Annotated in this window: 17 protein-coding genes and 2 pseudogenes; 9 read left to right on the plus strand and 10 right to left on the minus strand. The window is 64.3% G+C overall.

Annotated features, from left to right (window positions below; translation table 11 throughout):
* The first annotated feature begins 12 nt into the window (after nucleotides 1-12).
* Nucleotides 13-2,604 (plus strand): NAD(P)-binding protein, encoded by a 2,592-nt coding sequence (locus ACHMW6_RS16930; protein ID WP_395408231.1) that lies wholly within the window; start codon nucleotides 13-15, stop codon nucleotides 2,602-2,604.
* Here the strand turns inward: ACHMW6_RS16930 and ACHMW6_RS16935 are convergent.
* Nucleotides 2,588-2,833 (minus strand): hypothetical protein, encoded by a 246-nt coding sequence (locus tag ACHMW6_RS16935; RefSeq protein WP_395408232.1) that lies wholly within the window; start codon nucleotides 2,831-2,833, stop codon nucleotides 2,588-2,590. The genes ACHMW6_RS16930 and ACHMW6_RS16935 overlap by 17 nt on opposite strands.
* A gap of 144 nt (nucleotides 2,834-2,977) precedes the next feature.
* Between ACHMW6_RS16935 and ACHMW6_RS16940 the strand changes: the two genes are divergently transcribed.
* Nucleotides 2,978-3,439, plus strand: coding sequence for an Lrp/AsnC family transcriptional regulator (locus ACHMW6_RS16940; RefSeq protein WP_395408233.1), 462 nt, complete (start codon nucleotides 2,978-2,980; stop codon nucleotides 3,437-3,439).
* 1 nt (nucleotide 3,440) lies between these two features.
* On the opposite strand, the pseudogene ACHMW6_RS16945 reads toward ACHMW6_RS16940, so the two are convergent.
* Nucleotides 3,441-4,484 (minus strand): annotated as a pseudogene (locus ACHMW6_RS16945) (DNA topoisomerase IB); the annotation flags it as partial.
* A gap of 165 nt (nucleotides 4,485-4,649) precedes the next feature.
* Between ACHMW6_RS16945 and ACHMW6_RS16950 the strand changes: the two are divergent.
* Nucleotides 4,650-5,108, plus strand: a pseudogene (locus tag ACHMW6_RS16950) (DUF481 domain-containing protein); the annotation flags it as partial.
* Nucleotides 5,109-5,187: 79 nt separating this feature from the next.
* The gene (locus tag ACHMW6_RS16955) at nucleotides 5,188-5,361 is read left to right on the plus strand and encodes a DUF481 domain-containing protein (RefSeq protein ID WP_395408234.1); all 174 of its coding nucleotides are present in this window, start codon (nucleotides 5,188-5,190) and stop codon (nucleotides 5,359-5,361) included.
* Between the two features lies 1 nt (nucleotide 5,362).
* On the opposite strand, the gene ACHMW6_RS16960 is transcribed toward ACHMW6_RS16955, so the two are convergent.
* The 3 genes from ACHMW6_RS16960 to ACHMW6_RS16970 form a co-directional block, all read right to left on the minus strand.
* Nucleotides 5,363-6,412: a hypothetical protein gene (locus ACHMW6_RS16960; RefSeq protein WP_395408235.1), complete on the minus strand. Its 1,050-nt coding sequence runs from the start codon at nucleotides 6,410-6,412 to the stop codon at nucleotides 5,363-5,365.
* Nucleotides 6,364-7,644 (minus strand): cbb3-type cytochrome c oxidase subunit I, encoded by a 1,281-nt coding sequence (locus ACHMW6_RS16965; RefSeq protein ID WP_395408236.1) that lies wholly within the window; start codon nucleotides 7,642-7,644, stop codon nucleotides 6,364-6,366. The genes ACHMW6_RS16960 and ACHMW6_RS16965 overlap by 49 nt, the downstream gene beginning before the upstream one ends.
* Nucleotides 7,645-7,827: 183 nt before the next feature.
* Nucleotides 7,828-8,484: a c-type cytochrome gene (locus ACHMW6_RS16970; RefSeq protein ID WP_395408237.1), complete on the minus strand. Its 657-nt coding sequence runs from the start codon at nucleotides 8,482-8,484 to the stop codon at nucleotides 7,828-7,830.
* A 4-nt stretch (nucleotides 8,485-8,488) separates the two neighbouring features.
* Here ACHMW6_RS16970 and ACHMW6_RS16975 point away from each other — a divergent pair, with 4 nt between their 5' ends.
* Nucleotides 8,489-8,734, plus strand: a complete 246-nt coding sequence (locus ACHMW6_RS16975; protein WP_395408238.1) for a hypothetical protein — start codon at nucleotides 8,489-8,491, stop codon at nucleotides 8,732-8,734.
* Nucleotides 8,735-8,820: 86 nt separating this feature from the next.
* Here the strand turns inward: ACHMW6_RS16975 and ACHMW6_RS16980 are convergent, their stop codons facing one another.
* Nucleotides 8,821-9,177 (minus strand): c-type cytochrome, encoded by a 357-nt coding sequence (locus ACHMW6_RS16980; protein WP_395408240.1) that lies wholly within the window; start codon nucleotides 9,175-9,177, stop codon nucleotides 8,821-8,823.
* Nucleotides 9,178-9,282: 105 nt separating this feature from the next.
* Between ACHMW6_RS16980 and ACHMW6_RS16985 the strand changes: the two genes are divergently transcribed.
* Entirely contained in the window at nucleotides 9,283-10,128 is an 846-nt protein-coding gene (locus tag ACHMW6_RS16985) for a c-type cytochrome (RefSeq protein ID WP_395408241.1), read from the plus strand.
* Here the strand turns inward: ACHMW6_RS16985 and msbA are convergent.
* From msbA to ACHMW6_RS17005, 4 genes are all read right to left on the minus strand, one after another.
* Entirely contained in the window at nucleotides 10,122-11,945 is a 1,824-nt protein-coding gene (gene msbA / locus ACHMW6_RS16990) for a lipid A export permease/ATP-binding protein MsbA (protein ID WP_395408242.1), read from the minus strand. The genes ACHMW6_RS16985 and msbA overlap by 7 nt on opposite strands.
* A gap of 39 nt (nucleotides 11,946-11,984) precedes the next feature.
* Nucleotides 11,985-14,435 carry a GAF domain-containing protein gene (locus ACHMW6_RS16995; RefSeq protein ID WP_395408243.1) on the minus strand — a complete coding sequence of 817 codons (2,451 nt, stop codon included), beginning with the start codon at nucleotides 14,433-14,435 and terminating at the stop codon, nucleotides 11,985-11,987.
* 4 nt (nucleotides 14,436-14,439) lie between these two features.
* The gene (locus ACHMW6_RS17000; RefSeq protein ID WP_395408244.1) at nucleotides 14,440-15,120 is read right to left on the minus strand and encodes a hypothetical protein; all 681 of its coding nucleotides are present in this window, start codon (nucleotides 15,118-15,120) and stop codon (nucleotides 14,440-14,442) included.
* A 214-nt stretch (nucleotides 15,121-15,334) separates the two neighbouring features.
* Complete coding sequence (locus ACHMW6_RS17005) at nucleotides 15,335-15,868, minus strand: RrF2 family transcriptional regulator (protein WP_395408245.1); 534 nt, start codon at nucleotides 15,866-15,868, stop codon at nucleotides 15,335-15,337.
* 149 nt (nucleotides 15,869-16,017) lie between these two features.
* Between ACHMW6_RS17005 and ACHMW6_RS17010 the strand changes: the two genes are divergently transcribed.
* The 3 genes from ACHMW6_RS17010 to ACHMW6_RS17020 all read left to right on the plus strand — a co-directional run bounded on the left by ACHMW6_RS17010 (nucleotide 16,018) and on the right by ACHMW6_RS17020 (nucleotide 19,670).
* A complete protein-coding gene (locus ACHMW6_RS17010; protein ID WP_395408246.1) occupies nucleotides 16,018-17,226 on the plus strand; it encodes an NAD(P)/FAD-dependent oxidoreductase in 1,209 nt (402 codons plus the stop codon).
* An 84-nt stretch (nucleotides 17,227-17,310) separates the two neighbouring features.
* Nucleotides 17,311-18,861: a serine hydrolase domain-containing protein gene (locus tag ACHMW6_RS17015; protein ID WP_395408247.1), complete on the plus strand. Its 1,551-nt coding sequence runs from the start codon at nucleotides 17,311-17,313 to the stop codon at nucleotides 18,859-18,861.
* Between the two features lie 8 nt (nucleotides 18,862-18,869).
* Nucleotides 18,870-19,670, plus strand: a complete 801-nt coding sequence (locus ACHMW6_RS17020) for an isocitrate lyase/phosphoenolpyruvate mutase family protein (RefSeq protein ID WP_395408248.1) — start codon at nucleotides 18,870-18,872, stop codon at nucleotides 19,668-19,670.
* Nucleotide 19,671: the final 1 nt, after the last annotated feature.

Here is a 19,671-nt window from a genome sequence, read left to right on the forward strand (position 1 = left end):
AAGGGAGATTACATGTCAACCATTATCGTGTTTTGTCATTTACGCTGGGACTTTGTCTTTCAAAGACCACAGCACCTGCTGACGCGCCTCGCCAAGCACTACAAGATTGTCTTTGTGGAGGAACCTGTACAGCAGGAGGGCACGCCGTGCCTCAAGATTTCGCATCCCGCGGAAAACATCACCGTCTATCAGCCGCACACGCCGTGCCATGCCACCGGATTCCACGACGATCAGATTCCGCTCCTGCAGCCGCTGCTGGCGGGGATCGTACCTGAAAACGAAAATCCGATCGTGTGGTTCTACACGCCGATGGCGCTGCCTTTGCTGTCACAGCTCCATCCCGGCCTCGTCGTGTACGACTGCATGGACGAGCTGTCCGCCTTCAAGAATCCCCCGCGCCAGCTGCTGCAGCGCGAAACGGCCCTGCTGAATATCGCCGACCTTGTATTCACCGGCGGCCCCAGCCTGTATGAGGCAAAACGCACGCGCCACCCCAACACGCACTGCTTCCCAAGCAGCGTGGATGCCGAACACTTTTCCAAGGCCCTCGACCGGGCGGACGACCATCCGGACCAGAGCAGCCTGCCGCACCCTCGCCTGGGCTTCTATGGCGTGATCGATGAACGCTTCGACCCGGCCATGTTGAGCGAAATGGCGGACGCCCATCCCGAGTGGCAACTGGTGATGGTCGGCCCGATCGTGAAAATCGATCCGGCTGCCCTGCCGCATCGTCCCAACATCCATTACCTCGGCCAGCGTTCCTACCAGGACCTGCCGCACTTCCTGGCCGGCTGGGATGTGTGCCTGATGCCGTTTGCGCTGAACGAAGCCACCCGCTTCATCAGCCCGACCAAGGTGCTGGAATACATGGCGGCCGAACTGCCCATCGTCAGCACGCCGATCACGGATGTGGTCAAGCCCTATGGCGATATTGTGGCCATCGCCCACACGCCGCAGGAATTCGTGCACGCCTGCGAAATCGCCCTGTCGCAAACACCGCAGCAGAACGAGCACATGGCGGAACAGATGCGCAAGATTGTCGCCGGCACTTCGTGGGAATCCACGGCCGCGCGCATGCGCCTGCTGATCGATGGCACCCAGCCGGGCCGCCGCGCCGCGCGCCTGACGACACCGGAAGGCGCCGCCAACGAGGGCACGGTGGCGCTACGCCAGTCCAGCACGCAGGTGCATACCGCCATCATCGGCGCCGGTCCCACCGGACTGTCGGCCGCTTATCACCTTGGCCCGGATACGCTCCTGCTGGACAAGAATGCGACCGTGGGCGGCTGGTGCCGCTCGATCCAGGACAAGGGTTTCACCTTCGACCACGCCGGTCACATCATGTTCTCCAACGACCCCTATGTACTGAAACTCTACGACGTGCTGCTGGGCGATAACCAGCACTGGCAGTTGCGCGAAGCTTGGGTGTACAGCAAGGAGGTCTACACACGCTACCCCTTCCAGGGCGCGCTCTACGGCCTGCCGCCGGATACCATCCGTGAGTGCATCATGGGTGCGATCGAGGCGCGCTACGGCACGGAAGCCGCGACCTGCGCCAACCAGGGCGTGGAAGACTGCTGCGCCGACGGCACCGCCGACGCGGCCAACGCCAGTAGCCTGGCGGCGCCGGGTAAGCCGCGCAATTTCGAGGAATTCATCTACAAGGTCTGGGGCAAGGGCATCGCCAGGCACTTCGCCATTCCCTACAACCGCAAGCTGTGGACGGTGCCGTTGACCGAAATGGAGACATCCTGGCTGGGCGGCCGTGTGCCGCTGCCCGATCTCGCCGAAATCGTGGACGGCGCCCTGCAGCCAGTTGCCAAGCCGATGGGGCCCAACGCGCGCTTCGGCTACCCGATCAAGGGCGGTTTCCAGGCGCTGATGAACGGCTTCCTGCCCCACATCCGCGGCAAGGTGGAACTGAAGGCGGACGTGGTCCAGATCCTGCCGCAGGAACACGTGATTGCGCTGGACGACGGCCGCCGCTACCGCTACGACCAGCTCGTGTCCACTATGCCGTTGCCCGAGCTGGTGCGCCTGTGCGGCGACGAGGCGCCGGAGGAGGTGCAGGCCGCCGCACGTGGGCTGAAGCACATCTCCATCCGCTGCGTGAACATTGGCGTGAACCGCGAACGCATTACGGACAAGCACTGGATCTACTACCCGGAAGACACGATTTTCCACCGCATTTTCGTCCAGGGTAATGCCAGCGGCGAATGCAATGCGCCGGGCGGCTTCGGCTTCACCTGCGAGATTTCGTACTCGCCGTGGAAGCCGCTGCCGGTCGATGGCGATGACCTGATCGCGCGCTGTGTCGCCGATTGCGTCAAGGTGGGCTTCATCAAGCCGGATGACGAAGTGGTGACCGCGTCCATCGTCGACATGCCTTATGCCTACGTGGTCTATGATCACCAGCGTGCGGACAATGTGGCCGCGGTGCGCAACTGGGCCGAGCAGCACGACATCATCCTGGCCGGCCGCTACAGCGAGTGGGAGTACTACAATTCCGACCACGCTTTCCTGGCCGGCAAGAAGGCGGCCGAAAAGATAAAGGCCAGTGCGTCGCCCGCAACCGGCGGCACGGCCATCAACGCTGACGGCTGATACGCGGCACTTCGCGTATCTTGAGGATGCCAATCACGTTGCAAAGCCGCATGCGGCAGAGCACGAGGGCATCCTCGCCCTCCTCGCCTTCCGCCTTAACCTTCAGTTCCATATTCATCCCGTGCACGCCCGGCGCCATTTCGACGCCGCGCAGTTGCACGCCGCCGCGGCGGATGATCGCGAGCGCCGATTCCAGCGCGGCGGTGGCGCTGGCCGCTTCAACGCGCATTTTGAAAGAAGTCTCCATGGGAGAATGATAGGCTGCCGGGTCCGGAATAGGCATCCGAATATTGCTGCCAATCGCGACCGCTGCAGAATATTCTTCTTCCTACGGTAGAATTGCGGGATTGATCATCCTCTCCGCCGCAAAATCATGGAACAACTGGACGAAATTGACCGCCGCATCCTGCGCGAACTGCGCCGTGATGGACGGCTTAGCAATACCAAGCTGGCCGAAAAAGTCGGCCTCTCGACAACGCCGTGCTGGAACCGCGTCCGCGCGCTGGAAGAAGGCGGTGTTATCGAAGGCTACACGGCATTATTGAACCAGGAAGCGCTTGGCCTGCCGGATACGGTGATCATCGAAGTCACGCTGGAGCGCCACGACGATGCCATGCTGGAGAAATTCGGCCGCGCCCTGGCCCTGCTGCCGGAAGTCATGGAGGCGTATCTGCTGACGGGTGAATATGACTACCTGATCAAGGTCGCCGTCGCCGGCACGGCCGGCTATGAGGAATTCCTGCGGCGGAAACTGTACAAGCTGCCCGGCCTGCGCCATAGCCGCTCGACCTTCGTGCTGCGCTGCCTGAAGCGCGCGCACTCGGTCGAACCCTAGAGCGCCCCTGCAGCAGCGCCAGCACGGCCCGTTCATCCGGGTCGAGCCCCTCGGCCGGCGCCGTGGCCTCGCACGGCCCTTCCTCGCACACCACCACGCCGCCGAGATAGGCATCGATCACCCCCGGATGCACGTAGCACTTGCGGCAGACCGCCGGCGTATTCCCCAGGCGCTCCGCCACACCCTCGATCGCCCGCACGATATTGCGCTTGGCTTCAGCCTCCGAAGAAAACTCCGCGGCCTCGCGCAAGGCCAGCGCCGCCAGTACCGTCCCCGCCCAGGTGCGGAAATCCTTCGCCGTGTAATCCTCGCCGCTGATGGAGCGCAGGTAGTCGTTCACGTCGGCCGAGCCGATGGCGTGCACCTCGCCCTGCTCGTCCACATACTGGAACAGGTCCTGCCCCGGCAAATCGCGCATGCGCTGGATGATCCGCGCCAGCCGCCGCTCGCGGATGCGCACCGCATGATTGATGCCACTCTTGCCACGAAACCTGAATTCAACGGCGCTGCCCGCGATGCGCACGTGCCGGTTGCGCAAGGTCGTCAGGCCGAAGGACTTGTTCTCCCGCGCATATTCCTCGTTCCCGATCCGCATCAGCGTCGCCTCCAGCAGATACACCACCGTCGCCAGCGCCTTCTCGCGCGGCAGTCCCGGCAGGCTTAGTGCCTCGTCAACTGCCTGCCGGATCGCCGGCAGCGCGGCGCCGAAGCTGGCCATGCGGCCGTACTTGGCTTCATCCCGCACCGTGCGCCAGCGCGGGTGGTAGCGGTACTGCTTGCGGCCGCGCGCGTCGCGGCCCGTCGCCTGCAGGTGGCCATTGGCGTGAGCGCAGATCCAGACGTCCGTCCACGCCGGCGGGATGACGAGGGAGCGGATACGGGCAAGTACCGCTTCGTCCTTCACTGGAGTGCCATCGGCATCCACAAAGCGGAAGCCGTCGCCATTCGGGACCCGGCGGTAGCCGCGGGAACTGTCGGTTACATAACGCAGGCCTGCCTCGCGCGCTGCGGCTACGCCATTGCTTGCGGAGTCGTCGAATTTCATGATGTGCAAATCCTACGCCAGCTGGGAAATTCGCGGCTCACGAATGGTGTGTAGGCCTGCATCCTCCTGAGGTACAATGCCGGTTCCCGAAAGTATCAACGGCCCACAGGCCCCCGGAGAATGCCCTTTATGAAATACCTCCCAGCCTTCGCTCTGGCGCTCGCCATGGCACACGGCGGCGTGAGCGCCGCAGACACAGTCGAAGAAAACCATGGTTGGCACACTTCCGCCGAACTTGGTGCGATCAATACCAGCGGTAATACGACTGGTACCACCATCACCGGCAAAATCGATGCGCGCCAGGAACTCGAGGACTGGAGCAATGAGTACATTGCCACCGGCTTCTTCAAGGAAGACCGCTTCAAGGACGGCGACCAGTGGCGCAGCAAAAAGTCCGCCGAGCGCTTCTCGGTTTCCGCGAAAGCAGCCTACAAACTGGTGGACGACCAGGAAAAGCTGTTCGTGCTCGGTTCCCATGTCGACGACCAGTTCGGCGCCTTCACCCGCTATTCCGCCGTCGGCGTCGGTCATTCGACGCGCTGGTATGAGTCTCCCAGCAAGACGCTGGACGTGGAGCTTGGCCCTGGCTATATCAACCGGGTGCGCGCCAATGGCGATGAAGAAAGCGGCCTGACGGTGCGCGGTGCCGCGTCCATGCGCTGGAAGATCAGCCCGACGGCCTCTTTTCGCCCAGGTCGTGAGCATGGAGAGCGGCGCGGGCAACGTGCACTCGGTGTCCGAGACTTCGCTCAGCACGAAGATCAACAGCACGATGCAGATGAAGGCCGCCTTCAGCGCCCGTAACGATTCTTCCGTCCCGGTCGACAAGAAAAATACCGATACGCAGACGTCCGTGACGCTGGTCTACTCCTTCTGAGCTATATGAGCAGGGGCAGCAGCGCCCCTGCGATCCCCTGCAGCACGGCGCCGTGCCAGAACAGCGCCGTGTTATCCCACTCGGCCCGCCAGGGCTTGTACTTTAGTATCCGCGTCGCCAGGTAGGCTCCCACGACGGTCAATGCGACAAGGTGCAGGCCCTGATAGGCAAGCAAGGCGCCAATGCCGGCGCTCCACGCGTCCTTCCTGGGATCCAGCCCCGCGATCCAATACACGGCGCCCGCCATCACCGTCCCCACGACCAGGCATCCCACTGCCGCCACCACCCGTGCCACCAGCCAGCCTCGCCCGGCCCGCGAAGGCCAGGCGAAGAGGAGCGAGCTGGCGGCAAGCAGCGCGCCGGGCAGCGCCAGGGCGGCGCCGGACGGCAGTGACGCACCTGGCGGCGGGCATACAGCCAGCCGCATGGCGGCGTGAACAAACGCAAACGCGAACGACAGGAATATCGAAACATCCACCACAAGCAGGACCGCCGTCGCCCACCACGAGTGCGACGCCCTTCCTACCGCCCCAACCGGCAGCGCCAGCCGCGCCCCCACCTTTACCGTGAGCGGCAAGTCCGCGCCAGGATGCCGCTGCCAGACCCAGAACAGCACGGACGCCACTGCGCCGATGCCAAAGATCCAGGCCGCAGCCACCAGATGCACGGTCAACAGCAGGAAGAACCCGGCTGTCCCCACCGCGGCGAGGAATGGCAACCAGCTATCGCCAGGGAGCACCAGCAGATACTGCGGCACAGCGTGCAGGCGGCTGGTGATCAGGGTCTCGCGGCCCCCGGTCAAGGTGCCGGGAAGCCAGTGCTGGCCGGCTTCGACCTCGTCGCCCAGGCCCGGCTGCTCCCACAGCGGCTCCTCGCTGGACACATGGGGAATACTGCGTGTCGCATACTCATCCTGCGGCAGCCACTCCAGGGTGCCGGCCGACCAGGGATTGCCATGCTCGCGCTGCGGCTTGCGCAAAGTCCGCAGCAGATCGAACATCGTCAGCGCCACGCCGCAGGCCAGCACAGCCGCGCCGGCGCTGGAAAGCATGTTCGGCACATCCCAGCCCAGGCCACCCTGCCAGGTATACACCCGGCGCGGCATGCCGAGCAGCCCGGCGATATGCATGGGAAAAACGCCACGTTAAAGCCCACGAACATCAATCCGAACGCCCAAGTCCCTATCCCCTCGGACATCCGGTGCCCGTCCATCAATGGCATCCAGTAATACATCGCCGCAAACATCGGGAATACCAGCCCGCCGATCAGCACATAATGGAAGTGCGCGACGATGAAATAGGAATCGTGCGCCTGCCAGTTGAACGGCAGCACAGCGACCATCACGCCTGTCAGGCCGCCCAGCACGAAGATGAAGAGAAAACCGAGGATGAACAGGGTCGGCGTGTTGAACTTCACCTTGCCGCGCCACAGCGTGCCGATCCAGGCGAATACCTGGACGGCCGTGGGAATGGCGATCGCCATGCTGGCCGCCGACACCAGCGTCGTCTCCAGCAGCCCCAGGCCGGCGGTAAACATATGATGCGCCCACAACGCGAAACTCAGCGTGCCGACGAGCCCCAGCGACCAGATCACCTCACGCCGTCCCACCAGCTTCACGCCGCACAGCGCCGCCAGCATCATCGACACCATGCCTGCCGCCGGCAGGAAGATGATGTAGACCTCCGGGTGGCCGAAGAACCAGAAGAGGTGCTGCCACAGCACCGGGTCGCCGCCGCGTTCGGGGGCAAAGAAAGGCCAGTCGTAGGCACGCTCCAGTTCCAGCAAGGCGGTGCCTGCGATCACGGCCGGGAAGGCAAAGACAATCATGAAGCCCACCACCAGCATGGCCCAGGCAAAGATCGGCATCCGGCCTAGCGTCATTCCGGGCGCGCGGGTGAACAGGATGCCGATGATCAGCTCCACCGCGCCGGCAATGGCGCTGATCTCGATGAAGCCTATGCCCAGCAGCCAGAAGTCCGCGCAAAGGCCGGGCGACCAGACTTTATTTGTCAACGGCGGGTACATGAACCAGCCGCCGTCCGGCGCCAGTCCGAAGAAGAGCGTGCAGAAGAAGGCCAGGCCGCCTATCGCATAGGCCCAGAAAGCATAAGCGGACAGGCGCGGGAAAGGCAGGTCGCGCGCACCCAGCATTCCCGGCAACAGGAACACACCGAAGGCCTCCACCACGGGAATCGCAAACAGGAACATCATGACGGTGCCGTGCATCGTGAACACCTGGTTGTAGGTTTCCGCGCTGAGCAGCGTGTTGTTCGGGATTGCCAACTGGGCGCGGATCAGGAGTCCCAGGATGCCGGCCAGGATAAAGAAGATCAGCGAAGTCGCAGATATACAGTCGACCGATCATCGTATTGTTCACGGCCGTGAGCACCTTCAGTCCACGCGGGCGGCGCCACACCGCTTCCAGCGAATCGAACTCACCTGATGGTCGCGGCAGGTCATTCGGCGTCATTTCAATGACTCCAGCCATTCCGCGATGGCGCTCACCTGTTCCGCGCTGACCGTGGCGCCGGGCATCCGTGCGCCGGGCTTGATTGCCTGCGGATCGGCGATCCAGGCGGCCAGCGTGCCCTTGTTCATCGGCAGCGCGCCTGCAGCGATGGTCGATCGTGAGCCGACGTGCGTCAGGTCGGGTGCTTTGGGCGCGTCCGGCGCTGGCTGCTCATGCAGGCCGCGCACGGCGTGACACGATACGCACCGCGCTGCCACGAACGACCGCTGTCCCTGAGCGATGCGCGCGGAGGCGGAGGGCGGCGCAGCGGCGGGCCTGGACTGCCTGGCGAACCAGTTGGCGAAGTCGGACGGGGGCTGCGCTGTGAGGCGCAATGCCATATTGGCGTGCTGGGCGCCGCAAAATTCCGCGCATTGTCCGCGGTAGTCGCCGGCGCGGTCGGCGCGCAGGGTCAGGCCGTGCAGGCGTTCCGGCAGCATGTCGACTTTGCCGGACAGCGAAGGCAGCCAGAAGGTGTGAATCACGTCCGCGCTGGTCAGGGCAAGGTAGACCGGCACGCCGGTGGGGATGTGCAGCTCGTTAGCGACGACTGCTTCGCGCCCGGTCGAGGCGTCGTAGTAGCGCGCCTCCCACCACCACATATGCGCCTTCACGGTGATGCGCAGCGGTGCAAGCGAAGATGGCGTAGCGATCTGGCTGGCGCGCAAGGTCGAAAAAGCCAGCAAGACAAGCAGTATCACACCGGGGCGCGGCGACGCCGGCCAGCAGAAGGCGCACGCGTGCGGCGCGGATCGCGGCAGCGGATCGGGACGCGACGCCGGTGTGGCCGCGCCGGCGGCGCTCACGGCGGCTGTGACGCACGGCGGCGGCAACGACTGCCATGACGATGATGAAGATGAGTGACGCACCGGCGACGAGTATCCAGCTGAGTTGAGTCAGCAATTGCGCGTCAGGCCCGCCAGGGGCGAAGACGGATTGCAGGGCGGGCTTCATTTCAGCGTGTACAGGTAAGCCGCCATATGGCGCGCGTCATCCGGCGAGACGCCCATGGCCGGCATGGTTGTGCCGGGAAGCAGCGCACGCGGATTGACGATCCAGCGCACCATCACATCCGGATCATTCGGCAGATGTCCCCCCAGGTAGCTGCGGCTGGCGATATCGGTCAGCGGCGGACCGGCCGTACCGGCGGCGCCTTCAACGCCGGGAATACGATGGCAGGAACCGCACTGGAAGCGCGCCAGCAGCAGCTTGCCCTTTGCCGCATCGCCGGCAACCTTCGGCCTGGACGGCTTCTCCGAATGGCAGGCGCCGAGCGCCAACGATGCGAGGAGCGCGACCGCCCCCACCGCGCAGCGCCGCGCGGCCCCGCGAAAACGACGGTGAAGTGAGCTTGCCTGCACGTATCGTCCCTGCTGTAGCCGGGTGAGTACCTATAATACAAGAAAGACATCATGGCCTTTTCTTCAACAGTGCGCACCCTCTTCCGCTTACTGCTGGGTCTTATCGCGGCCGCGCTCCTGGCGGGGCTGGGCGGCTGGGCTGTGCTCGAAGCGGGCTGGTATGACGCGGGCGCGACGCGCCAGCATTTCCAGTTCGTTCACACCTTGCTGGAGCGCGGCATGCACCAGTCGGTGCGCTTTCATGCGCGCGACATCGTTGCGCCACCAGGGCGGGATGCTGTGATGGGCGCGGCTTCGTATAAGGCGCATTGCCAGCAGTGCCATGGCGGGCCGGGCGTGGCGCAGGGGATAATCGGTCTGTCCATGCAGCCGGTGCCTGGGCCCCTGGTCGATGCATCGCGCCGCTTCGAGGCGAAGGAGCTGTATTGGGTAATCCGGCATGGGATCAAAATGAGCGGGATGCCGGCGTGGGGGTTTCACCTGAGCGAGCAGGAGATGTGGGCGATTGTCGCGTTCCTCGAGCGCTTGCCGCATATGACGCCGGATGAATACCGCGCGGCCGACCCGGGTGGCGCGGTGGGTGGCGATGGCGCGGGGCAGGCTGGGCGCGACGGCGGACAGGCCAACGCGACGCGCGGCAAGCTGGCGTTGACGCAATGGGCCTGCCAGGCCTGCCACCTCATCCCCGGCGTCACTGGGCCGGACACGCATGTCGGCCCGCCCCTGAAAGACCTCGCCAAACGCCGCTTCATCGCCGGCACCCTGCCCATGGGCGAAGAAAACCTGGTCCGATGGATCACGAAGCCGCATGAAGTGGACCCGGCAACGGCCATGCCCCAGCTGGGCGTGCCGGAGCGGGATGCAAGGGATATGGCGGCCTATCTCTTAAGTCAGTGAGCGAGCTGCTTCTGCGTCTGGTACAGGCGCGCGTAAATGCCGCCCTTCTCCAGCAAATCGTCGTGGCTGCCCATCTCGGCGATGCTGCCGGACGCCATCACCACGATGCGGTCGGCGTTCTCGATGGTGGACAAGCGGTGAGCAATGACCACCGTCGTGCGGCCCTGCATCAGCTTCTCGAGCGCCGCCTGCACCTGGCGCTCGGACTCGGTATCGAGCGCGCTGGTCGCCTCATCCAGTATCAGGATAGGCGCATCCTTGTACAGCGCGCGTGCAATCGCCAGGCGTTGACGCTGGCCGCCGGACAGGCGCAAGCCATTCTCGCCAACCTCCGTTTCGTAGCCCTGCGGCTGGCGCGCAATGAACTCGTGCGCATAAGCTGCGCGCGCCGCCGCCTCGATGCGCGACTGGTCCGGTGAAGGATCGCCGTAAGCGATATTGGCCGACAGCGTATCGTTGAACAGCACCACATCCTGGCTCACCAGCGCGATCTGGCTGCGCAGGTCCGGCAGGCGGTAGTCGCGCAAGTCCACGCCATCGAGCAGGATGCGGCCGGAGGCCACGTCGTAGAAGCGCGGCAGCAGGCTGGCCAGCGTCGTCTTGCCGCTGCCCGAGCCGCCCACCAGCGCCACGGTTTCGCCGGCCGCGATGTCCAGCGACACGGACCGCAGCGCGGGCGCGGCATCGGGATCATCCACGTTATAGCGGAAACCCACTTCCTGCAGCTCGATGCGGCCCTGGGCGCGTTCCAGCGCGCGGGTGCCGGTGTCCGGCTCGATCGGCGCATCGATCAGGCCGAACACGGACTTGGCAGCGGCCAGGCCTTTCTGCAGCGGTTCATTGATCTTGGTCAGATTCTTGATTGGCGACTGCATGGCCAGCAGAGATCCCATGAAGGTCACGAAGTCGCCCGCCGACAGCGCACCGGCCCGCGCCCGCAGCAGGGCAAAGTAAATCACGGCCGACAGCGTGGCGCCCACCAGCAGCATGATCACGCCCGAATTCATCGCCGCGGTCGATGCATGCTTGACGGCCAGCTGGCGATTCAGCTTGACCACGGCATCGAAGCGATTCTGCTCGTATTGCTGGCCGCCGAAGATCTTCACCACGCGCTGGCCGCCGATGCTTTCGTCCAGCACGCGGGTCAGTTCGCCCATGGCGTCCTGCGCGCTTTCGCTCAGGCGGCGCATGCGGCGTCCGGCGAAGATCACGACCAGCGCCACCAGCGGAAACAGGCCAAGGCAGAACGCCGCCAGCTGCCAGTCCGTCGTGAGCATGGAAATCAGATAGCCAACCACCGCCACCGAGTCGCGCACGGCCACATTGACCACATTCAGGCCTGCCTGCGCCACCTGGGTCGCGTCAAAGGATACGCGCGACAGGGTCGTACCCGTGGAGGACTGGTCGAAGTAGCGGTTGGGCAGGCGCAGGATACGGCCGAACATCTTTTCGCGCAGGTTGGCCTGCACGCGCTGCGTGAGCCAGGTGGAACCATAGTCGCCGAAGAAGCTGCTGATCATGCGCATGAAGGCCAGCAACAGGATCAGGGAAGGAATCGCCCACAGCATGGCGTCGCCTGAATTGGTTGGCAGCACGCTGTCCGCCCAGCCCTTGACCACGCCCAGCATGCCGCTGGCGTGAAAGGCCGTGCCGCCCAGGCGTTCGCCACCCATGGCATCGATCACATTCTGCAACTGCCGGATCAGCAGCACGTCCGTCAGCGACGCCACGCCCACCGCCAGCAAAGTGGCGAAGACGACCCAGCCATAGGGCTTGAATTCCTTGATAAGTCGGAAGTAGAGTTGGCGGCTTTGCACTATTATTATGGTCGGATGCTCGAAAGGCAGCATTGTACCTCAGGGGTGCCTTGCCTCAAGCTTCGCCCTGACCCGCTCCGCCAGCTCCGTTACGAGGAAGGGTTTGCGCAGCAATTCCGCGTCCGGCGCGGTGGGGCCGGCTGCATAGCCGCTGATCATGATCACAGGCAGCACCGGCATCAGTTCGCGCAACGCGCCCACCACCTGGTTGCCGTCCATTCCGCCCGGCAGGCCGATATCCGTTATCAGCAGATCAACATGCGGGCCGGACTTCATCAGCCGCAGCGCCGCAGCGCCGCTCTCCGCTTCGAGCACCCGATAGCCCATTTCTCGCAATTGCTCACCTGTCATCTCGCGTACATCCTGCTCGTCTTCGACCAGCAACAGGGTCTGGCCTTTGTCCGGGCCCACCGGGATGTCGAATTCCGGGTCGCTGGCATTGTAGGGCAGGCAAATCCGCACTGTCGTGCCCTTCTCCGTCACCGACTCGATCTGCACGAAGCCGCCGGACTGCCGCACGAAACCGTAGATCTGACTCAGGCCCAGGCCCGTACCTTTGCCCAGGGGCTTGGTGGTAAAGAAGGGTTCGAATACATGCACCAGCACGTCCGGCGTCATGCCGAAGCCAGTGTCGGACACCGCAATCGTCGCATAGCGCCCCGGCGCCGCGCCCTCGTAGCGGGCCGCCTGCTCGGTGCTCAATTCCATTTCCTCGGTGCTGATGGTCAGCCAGCCGCCATCCGGCATCGCATCGCGCGCATTCACGCACAGGTTCAGCAGCGCGCTCTCCATCTGGTTCGGGTCGCACATCACCAGCCATTTGCCCTCGCCCATCTGCATTTCCACCTGCACGGAAGGACCGACCGCACGGCGGATCATGTCCTCCATCTCGCGCGCCACGCGGCCCAGGCTGACGCATTTGGGTTCCAGGGTCTGCTGGCGGCTGAAGGCCAGCAGGCGGTGCGTCAGGGCCGCCGCGCGCTGCGTACCTTTCTCCGCACGCCGCAGATAGCCTTCAATTTCGCTTAGTTTTCCCTGCTGAATGCGCAGGCGCACCAGATTCAGGCCGGCGCTGATCGTCTGCAGCATATTGTTGAAATCATGGGCAATACCGCCGGTCAGCTGGCCGATCGCCTTCAGCTTCTCGCTCTGGCGCAGGCGGTCCTCGGCCTGCTTGCGTTCCAGGACTTCCCGGTTGAGCGCGTCGAGCGCGCGCTGCAACTCCTGCGTGCGTTCAGCGACGCGGCTTTCCAGCACTTCGCTGTTCCGCATCCGCATCTGTTCGCGCAGATGGGCGCCGATGGCGTCCGCCGCGTGGCGGGCATACAGGTCGGTCATGCGCAGTTCGCGTTCGGTAAAGCGCCGCTTGTTGCGGAAGTGGGTGGACAGCATGCCCAGCACCTTGCCGCCGTGCGAAATAAGCGGCGTGGCCTGCACGGCGCGGAAGCCGGCGCGGCGCGCCTCGCCACGCATGGTGATGCAGCCCGGTTCCCGCTCGACGTCCTCCACGATCACGCGCTGCACACTGGACAGCGCCAGGCCGCAGGGCGTGCCGTCGCCGGCGCGCACGGCCTTGTAGCGGTACAGGAAATCAGGATCGAAACCGCGTGCGGCTGCCAGGTGCAGCGTGCCGTTATCCGGGTCGTACAGCTGGATATTGCCGGCGAAGGCCCCGTGCAGTTCGATGGTGGCGTCCAGCACTTCATGCAGCAGGCCATGCAAATCCTTGGCCTTGACCATGCGCGTGCTCATTTCATGCAGCCGGCCCATATTCCTCAGTTCCACGCCCAGCGCTTCCTCGGCCCGGGCGCGTTCCACCGCGGACCAGGTACGGTCCGCAATCTCGCGCAACAGGTTGCGGTCCTGGCTTGTCCAGTTGCGCGGCGCCGCGTCTGCGGCGTAGAGGCAGGCGACAAGACGCCCATCCTTGATCAGGGGCGCGACGGCGGTGGCGCGCACGCCGCGTCCATAGATGCCGCCCGCCCTGCCGGCCCGCTCGATCGGCGCACGGCGCAAATCGGCCACGAAGCGCGCGCGCCCATCCTGCAGGGCGCGGCGGAAGCCCGGTGAAAATTCGGACAGCCGGCAGGCAATGCCGTGCAGGGATGGCAGGCGGCCATCGCCATAGCCGCCGCCATCGAGCAAGGTTTCGCCATCGGCCTGCATTTCGGCATAGCCAACCGCCGCTACCTTCAGCTGCCGGCCCACGGCTTCGCAGGCTACATCCATGATGCGGCGCGGGCAGGACAAGGGGCGTAGATTGTCGCTCAGTGCAAGCAGGAAGCTCTGACGGGCCTCGCTCAGCCGCATCGCCACATCGTCTTCATGGTGCGTGGTGATGTCTGTACAGCACAGGGCAATGCGTTCGCCGGCACGCGCCGCCGTGCTGCGCAGCCAGCGTGTTGTGCCGCCGACATGATAGACATGTTCGCCCTGCCAGGGCTGGTCCTTCTCCATCGCGTCTGCCAGCCCCCTGAACAGGGGATTCAAGCCCTCATTCCAGTCCCGTGCTGGCAGTCAGCCGCGCAGAATGGCCGTCTTCGTCCAGCAGATACAGCGCCGCACAGGGAATATCCCAAGGGTTGCGGGAGATGACCGACATCGCCAGCCGGCACGCTTCCTCAGCGTTATGCTCTTCAGCGAGCAGGCCGAGCTGGCGCAAGGTGTCCAGCCGGCGCGCGCCAACGATTTTTCCGGTGACTTCGCTGCACGTGCAGTACAACCCGTCAATCGTGCCATCCTCGCCCAGCACCGGACTAACCGAAAAGGTCACATACACCTCTTCCTGCGGTAACTGTCGGTCGAAGAACATCAGCGTGTCCTCCGACCAGCTGGCCTCGCCAGCGCTGCGCACTTTGTTGATCATGGGGCCAATGGTGTCCCAGACTTCGGCCCAGGCTTCGCAGCCTGAGCGGCCCAGCATGGCTGGGTGCTTGCTCGGCCCCAGGAAGGAAATATAGGCGTCGTTATAGAAGAGAGTGAGATCTGGTCCCCACCACAGGTGCATGGGGAAGCGGGACGTGAGGCAAATGCCAAGCGCCAGGCGCAGGTTCTCAGGCCACTCGCTTACGGGGCCCATGCTGGTCTGCGACCAGTCGATCTGACGCATACGCCGGGCCATTTCCGTGTTGCCCGGAAACACTCGCAGCAACTCGGCTGCAATGCGATCCTGCATGGCCTCTCCACTGCCCTTCGCATCCCTGCATTGCTCAGCCCGCGGGCAGGTGGCCGAGTGCGATTCTTATGTACTTCCACAGTAGCGCATTTTGATAGCCACTGTTGCACAAATTGTGAGCACTTGTCGGATGCCAGCCACTCTTTCTCGCTTGTACAGGACAATCAATCGCTCCACCCGTTGTGCGCGCCCGCGTGCACGCAGCTGCCCAGCCTTATTTCGCCGGCGGCCTGCCGCCGCGCCTGCTGCCAACGCGCTCATCCAGCCAGTGCACGATCTGCGGTCCGTATTCAGCCGGCAGCTTTCTTAGCGTGCGGGCGGCCAGGCTGGCAATCGTATGCTGCGCCAGCGCTTCCCGCATGCGCCGCTCCGCATCCAGCATTACGGCGTGGATGGTGCAGGTCCCGTCCGTCGCATAGGCGGGTGGATCGTCGCCGAAGATGGCGCAGCGGGCGCGGATTTCCTTGCAGTCGAACAACGCCTTATCGCCCTCCACTGCATCCACCACATCCAGCACGGTGATGCTGTCCGCCGGACGCGCCAGCGAGAAGCCGCCCTTCACCCCTTCGGTGGCGACAACGATGCCTGCCTTGTTCAACTTGGTGAACAACTTTGCCAGGTACTCAACGGGCACGCCCTGCAATTCCGCCAGGTCCTTCACGCTCGCCTCGCGCACGCCCGCCTTGCCGCCCGCCAGATAGAGCAGGCAATGCAGGACATATTCACTCGCACTGCTGATATGAGCCATTTTTCTAAAACTCCGCCAAAACTAGTCGCCGTTTCATGATAGTCGCATTTCCGAAGCCTGACAAGACTTGCGGTGTCGGAGTTTGCGTATTAGAGTAAACACCGACTGCGCATGTCGTAGTTTAAAAAAACCGACTTGAAGGAGTAACAATGAAACAGAAGATTCTGATTATCGGCGGTGGCTTCGCCGGCATGTGGAGCGCACTGGGCGCAGCGCGTTTGCTGGACCAGCATGGCAAAACCGAAATCGTTGACGTGACCCTGATTTCCCCCGAGCCGACCCTGCACCTGCGCCCTCGCCTGCACGAAGCCAAGCCGCACGAGATGAGCACACCGCTGGTACCCGTGCTGGAAGCGGCCGGCGTGCGCTATGTGCAGGGCGCGGTGACCCGCATCCGCGCCGAACAACGCATGGTGGATGCTGTCGATGCCGATGGCGAGCCGTTCACCATTGAGTACGACCGCCTGGTACTCGGCACCGGCAGCAAGCTGCATCGTCCCGATCTGCCGGGCGTGCGCGACTACACTTTCAGCGTAGACCAACTGGACGAAGCAGCCGAACTGGATTTGCACCTGCAGCGGCTGGCTGACCGTCCCGCTAGCCCAGCTCGCAATACCGTGGTAGTCGTCGGCGGCGGCTTCACCGGCATCGAAGTGGCATGCGAGATGCCTTCGCGCCTGCGCCGCGTGCTCGGCGACGAAGCCCCGGTACGCGTTGTGATCGTGGAGCGCAATGAAGTGATCGGACCGGATCTGGGCCCTGGCCCGCGCCCGGTCATCACCGAAGCGCTGGACGCTCTGGGTGTGGAGCGCTTCCTCGGCGTAGGCGTCGCCACCGTCGATGAGAACGGACTGGTTACCACTTCCGGCAAGCGTATCAATGCCCACACCGTGGTCTGGACCGGCGGCGTGCGCGCCAACGCGCTGACGGAACAGCTGCCGTCGGCGAAGGATGGCGTAGGCCGCCTGAAGGTGGCCCGCGACCTGCGCGTGCAAGGAGCGGAGGATGTCTTCGCCGCCGGCGATGTGGCTTTCGCAGCGACCGACGACCTGGGCAATCACGCCATGATGGCCTGCCAGCACGCGATCGATATGGGCCGTTATGCCGGCCATAACGTCGCGGCGGACCTGCTGGGCGTGGCCACCCTGCCCTACAAGCAGCCCTTCTACGTGACTTGCCTGGATTTGGGTCCATGGGGCGCCATGTATTCCGAGGGGTGGGACCGCCAGGTCAAGCTGCCGCCTGGTGAAGCCAAGGCCCTGAAGCGCCGCATCAACACGGAATGGATCTATCCGCCGCTGGCCAGCCGCAGCGCCACGCTGGCAGCGGCGGATCCGAACCTCAGCGCCGTCGCCTGACGGGCGGCCGCCGCCAGAGCGCATGCTTGCCATGCGGGGACGGTGCGTATATTGTTTGCACTTCAACATTTCCCTGGAGTGCTAATGCGCCGTCCCCTGCTGCAAGCCTGCGCCGCCCTGCTCTTTGCGGCGCTTGCGCCTTCGGGCGCATTCGCCGCCGATTACGCCGTACCTGTTTTCGCCGACGCCGCCCGCCAGGAGCGCGTGCAGGCCCTGCTGCCTGAAATCGATGCGATGTACAAGGACCTGGCCGCGAAGGAGCACATCCCGGGCCTGGTCTACGGCATCGTGATGGACGGCCGCCTGTTGCACGTGCAGGCTATCGGCCAGGCGGACGTGGAAGCGAAAACGCCGGTCACGCCGGCGACGCGCTTCCGCATCGCTTCCATGACCAAGAGTTTCGTCGCCATGGCGCTGCTGAAGCTGCGCGACGAAGGCAAGCTGCGGCTCGACGATCCGGCCGTGCGCTACCTGCCGGAGCTGAAGGGCGTCGCCTTGCCGACCGCCGATTCGCCGCCGATCACCATACGCCAGCTTCTGACCATGAGCACCGGCCTGCCCGAAGATAATCCCTGGGGCGACCGCCAGATGGCGCGGTCCAACGCTGAAATTGAGCGTCTCCTGCGTGGCGGGCTGTCCTTCTCCACGATGCCCGGCAACGGCTATGAATACAGCAATCTCGGTTACATCCTGGTCGGCAAGATCGTCAGCAAGGTCTCCGGCATGCGCTACCAGGACTATGTGACGCGCCACATCCTGCAGCCGCTGGGCATGCGCAATACGGTCTGGGAATACAGCGCCGTGCCTTCGGCCCAGCTGGCGCGCGGCTATCAATGGGTGCACGGCGCCTGGGCGCCCGAACCTATCCTGCATGACGGTGACGGTGCGGCCATGGGCGGCCTGATCACCACCATGGACGATTTCTCGCGCTACGTCGCCTTCCTGCTCAATGCCTGGCCGGCCCGCAGCGATGCCGAAACCGGGCCGGTGCGCCGTGCCTCCGTGCGCGAGATGCAGCAGCCATCCACGTTCACGGCATACCAGCCCAATGCCACCACGGTCGACGGCGAATCGTCCAATCCGAAGGTGGGCTTCTACGGCTACGGCTTGCACTGGACGCGCGATGCGCACAATGTGCTGATCGTCGGCCACGCCGGCGGCTTGCCCGGCTACGGCAGCCAGTACCGCTTCGCACCGGATCATGGCGTGGGCGTGATCGCCTTCAGCAATCTGCGCTACGGCCCTGTGTACACGCCGACTATCAAGGCGCTGAACCTGCTGATCGAGAAAGGCAAGCTCCCGCCTCGCGCCATTCCGCCGTCGCGTGTGCTGGCGGAGCGCAAGGAACAGGTCCTGCGGCTGCTTCAGGCGTGGGACGCCCAACTGGCGGAGTCCATCGCGGCCGAGAACTTCTTCCTCGACCGCTCGCGGGAGGACTGGCAGCAGTTGATCGCCGAGAAAATGGCCGGGATCGGCAAGATCCAGTCGATTGGCGCCATCGTGCCTGAAAATCAACTTCGCTGCACCTTCCAGGTCATGGGCGACAAGGGTGCAATTGATGTATGGTTCTCGCTGTCGCCTGAAAAAGTACCGAAGCTCCAGGCGCTTGAACTCAGACAACCGAAATCCGAATAGGAGATTCTATGCAATCGCGTCGTGCTCTCGATTTCCACGCCCTGCATGAACAGGGCATCCTGATGCTGGCAAACTGCTGGGACGGCGCTTCCGCGCGCATCGCCGAAGCCGCCGGTTCCCGTGCGCTGGCCACCAGCAGCGCCGCCGTGGCCTGGTCGCATGGCTATGCCGACGGTTACAAGCTGCCGCCGGAGCTGCAGCTGGTCACAGTGCGCAATATCGTGCGCGGCACCAGCCTGCCGCTGACCGTTGATGTCGAAGATGGCTATTCCGACGATCCCGAGGTGGTCGCGCAATTCGTCGGTCAGGTAATTGCCGCCGGCGCAGTGGGCATCAATATCGAGGATGGCAGCAAGCCGCCCGAGCTCCTGGCGCGCAAGATTGCAGCCATCCGCGCTCTAGCCGACCAGGCGGGCGTGAACCTCTTCATCAACGCCCGCTGCGACGTTTATCTACGCGGACTGGTCGAGCCTTCCGGTCGTGCAGCGGAAATGATTCGCCGTGCCGCCCTGTACAAGGCGGCCGGCGCCAACGGCCTGTTCGCGGCTGGAGCTTCAGACGAAGCGGATATCGCGGCCATCGTCGCCGCCGCCGGCATGCCGGTGAACCTGCTGGCTCGCACCACGCTGCCGCCGCCGGCACGGCTGGCCGAACTGGGCGTGCGCCGCCTCAGCGCCGGTTCGGCGCCGGCCGAGGCCATGGCCGGACTGCTGTCGGATTATACGAAGCGCTTCCTTGAAACTGGCGATATCTACGAGGAAAAGACCATCGACTATTCGAGCCTGAACAAGCTCATTTCGGGCGGCTGAC

Origin of the sequence: Pseudoduganella sp. UC29_106, assembly GCF_044055365.1 — a bacterium.
Lineage (GTDB): Bacteria > Pseudomonadota > Gammaproteobacteria > Burkholderiales > Burkholderiaceae_D > Rugamonas.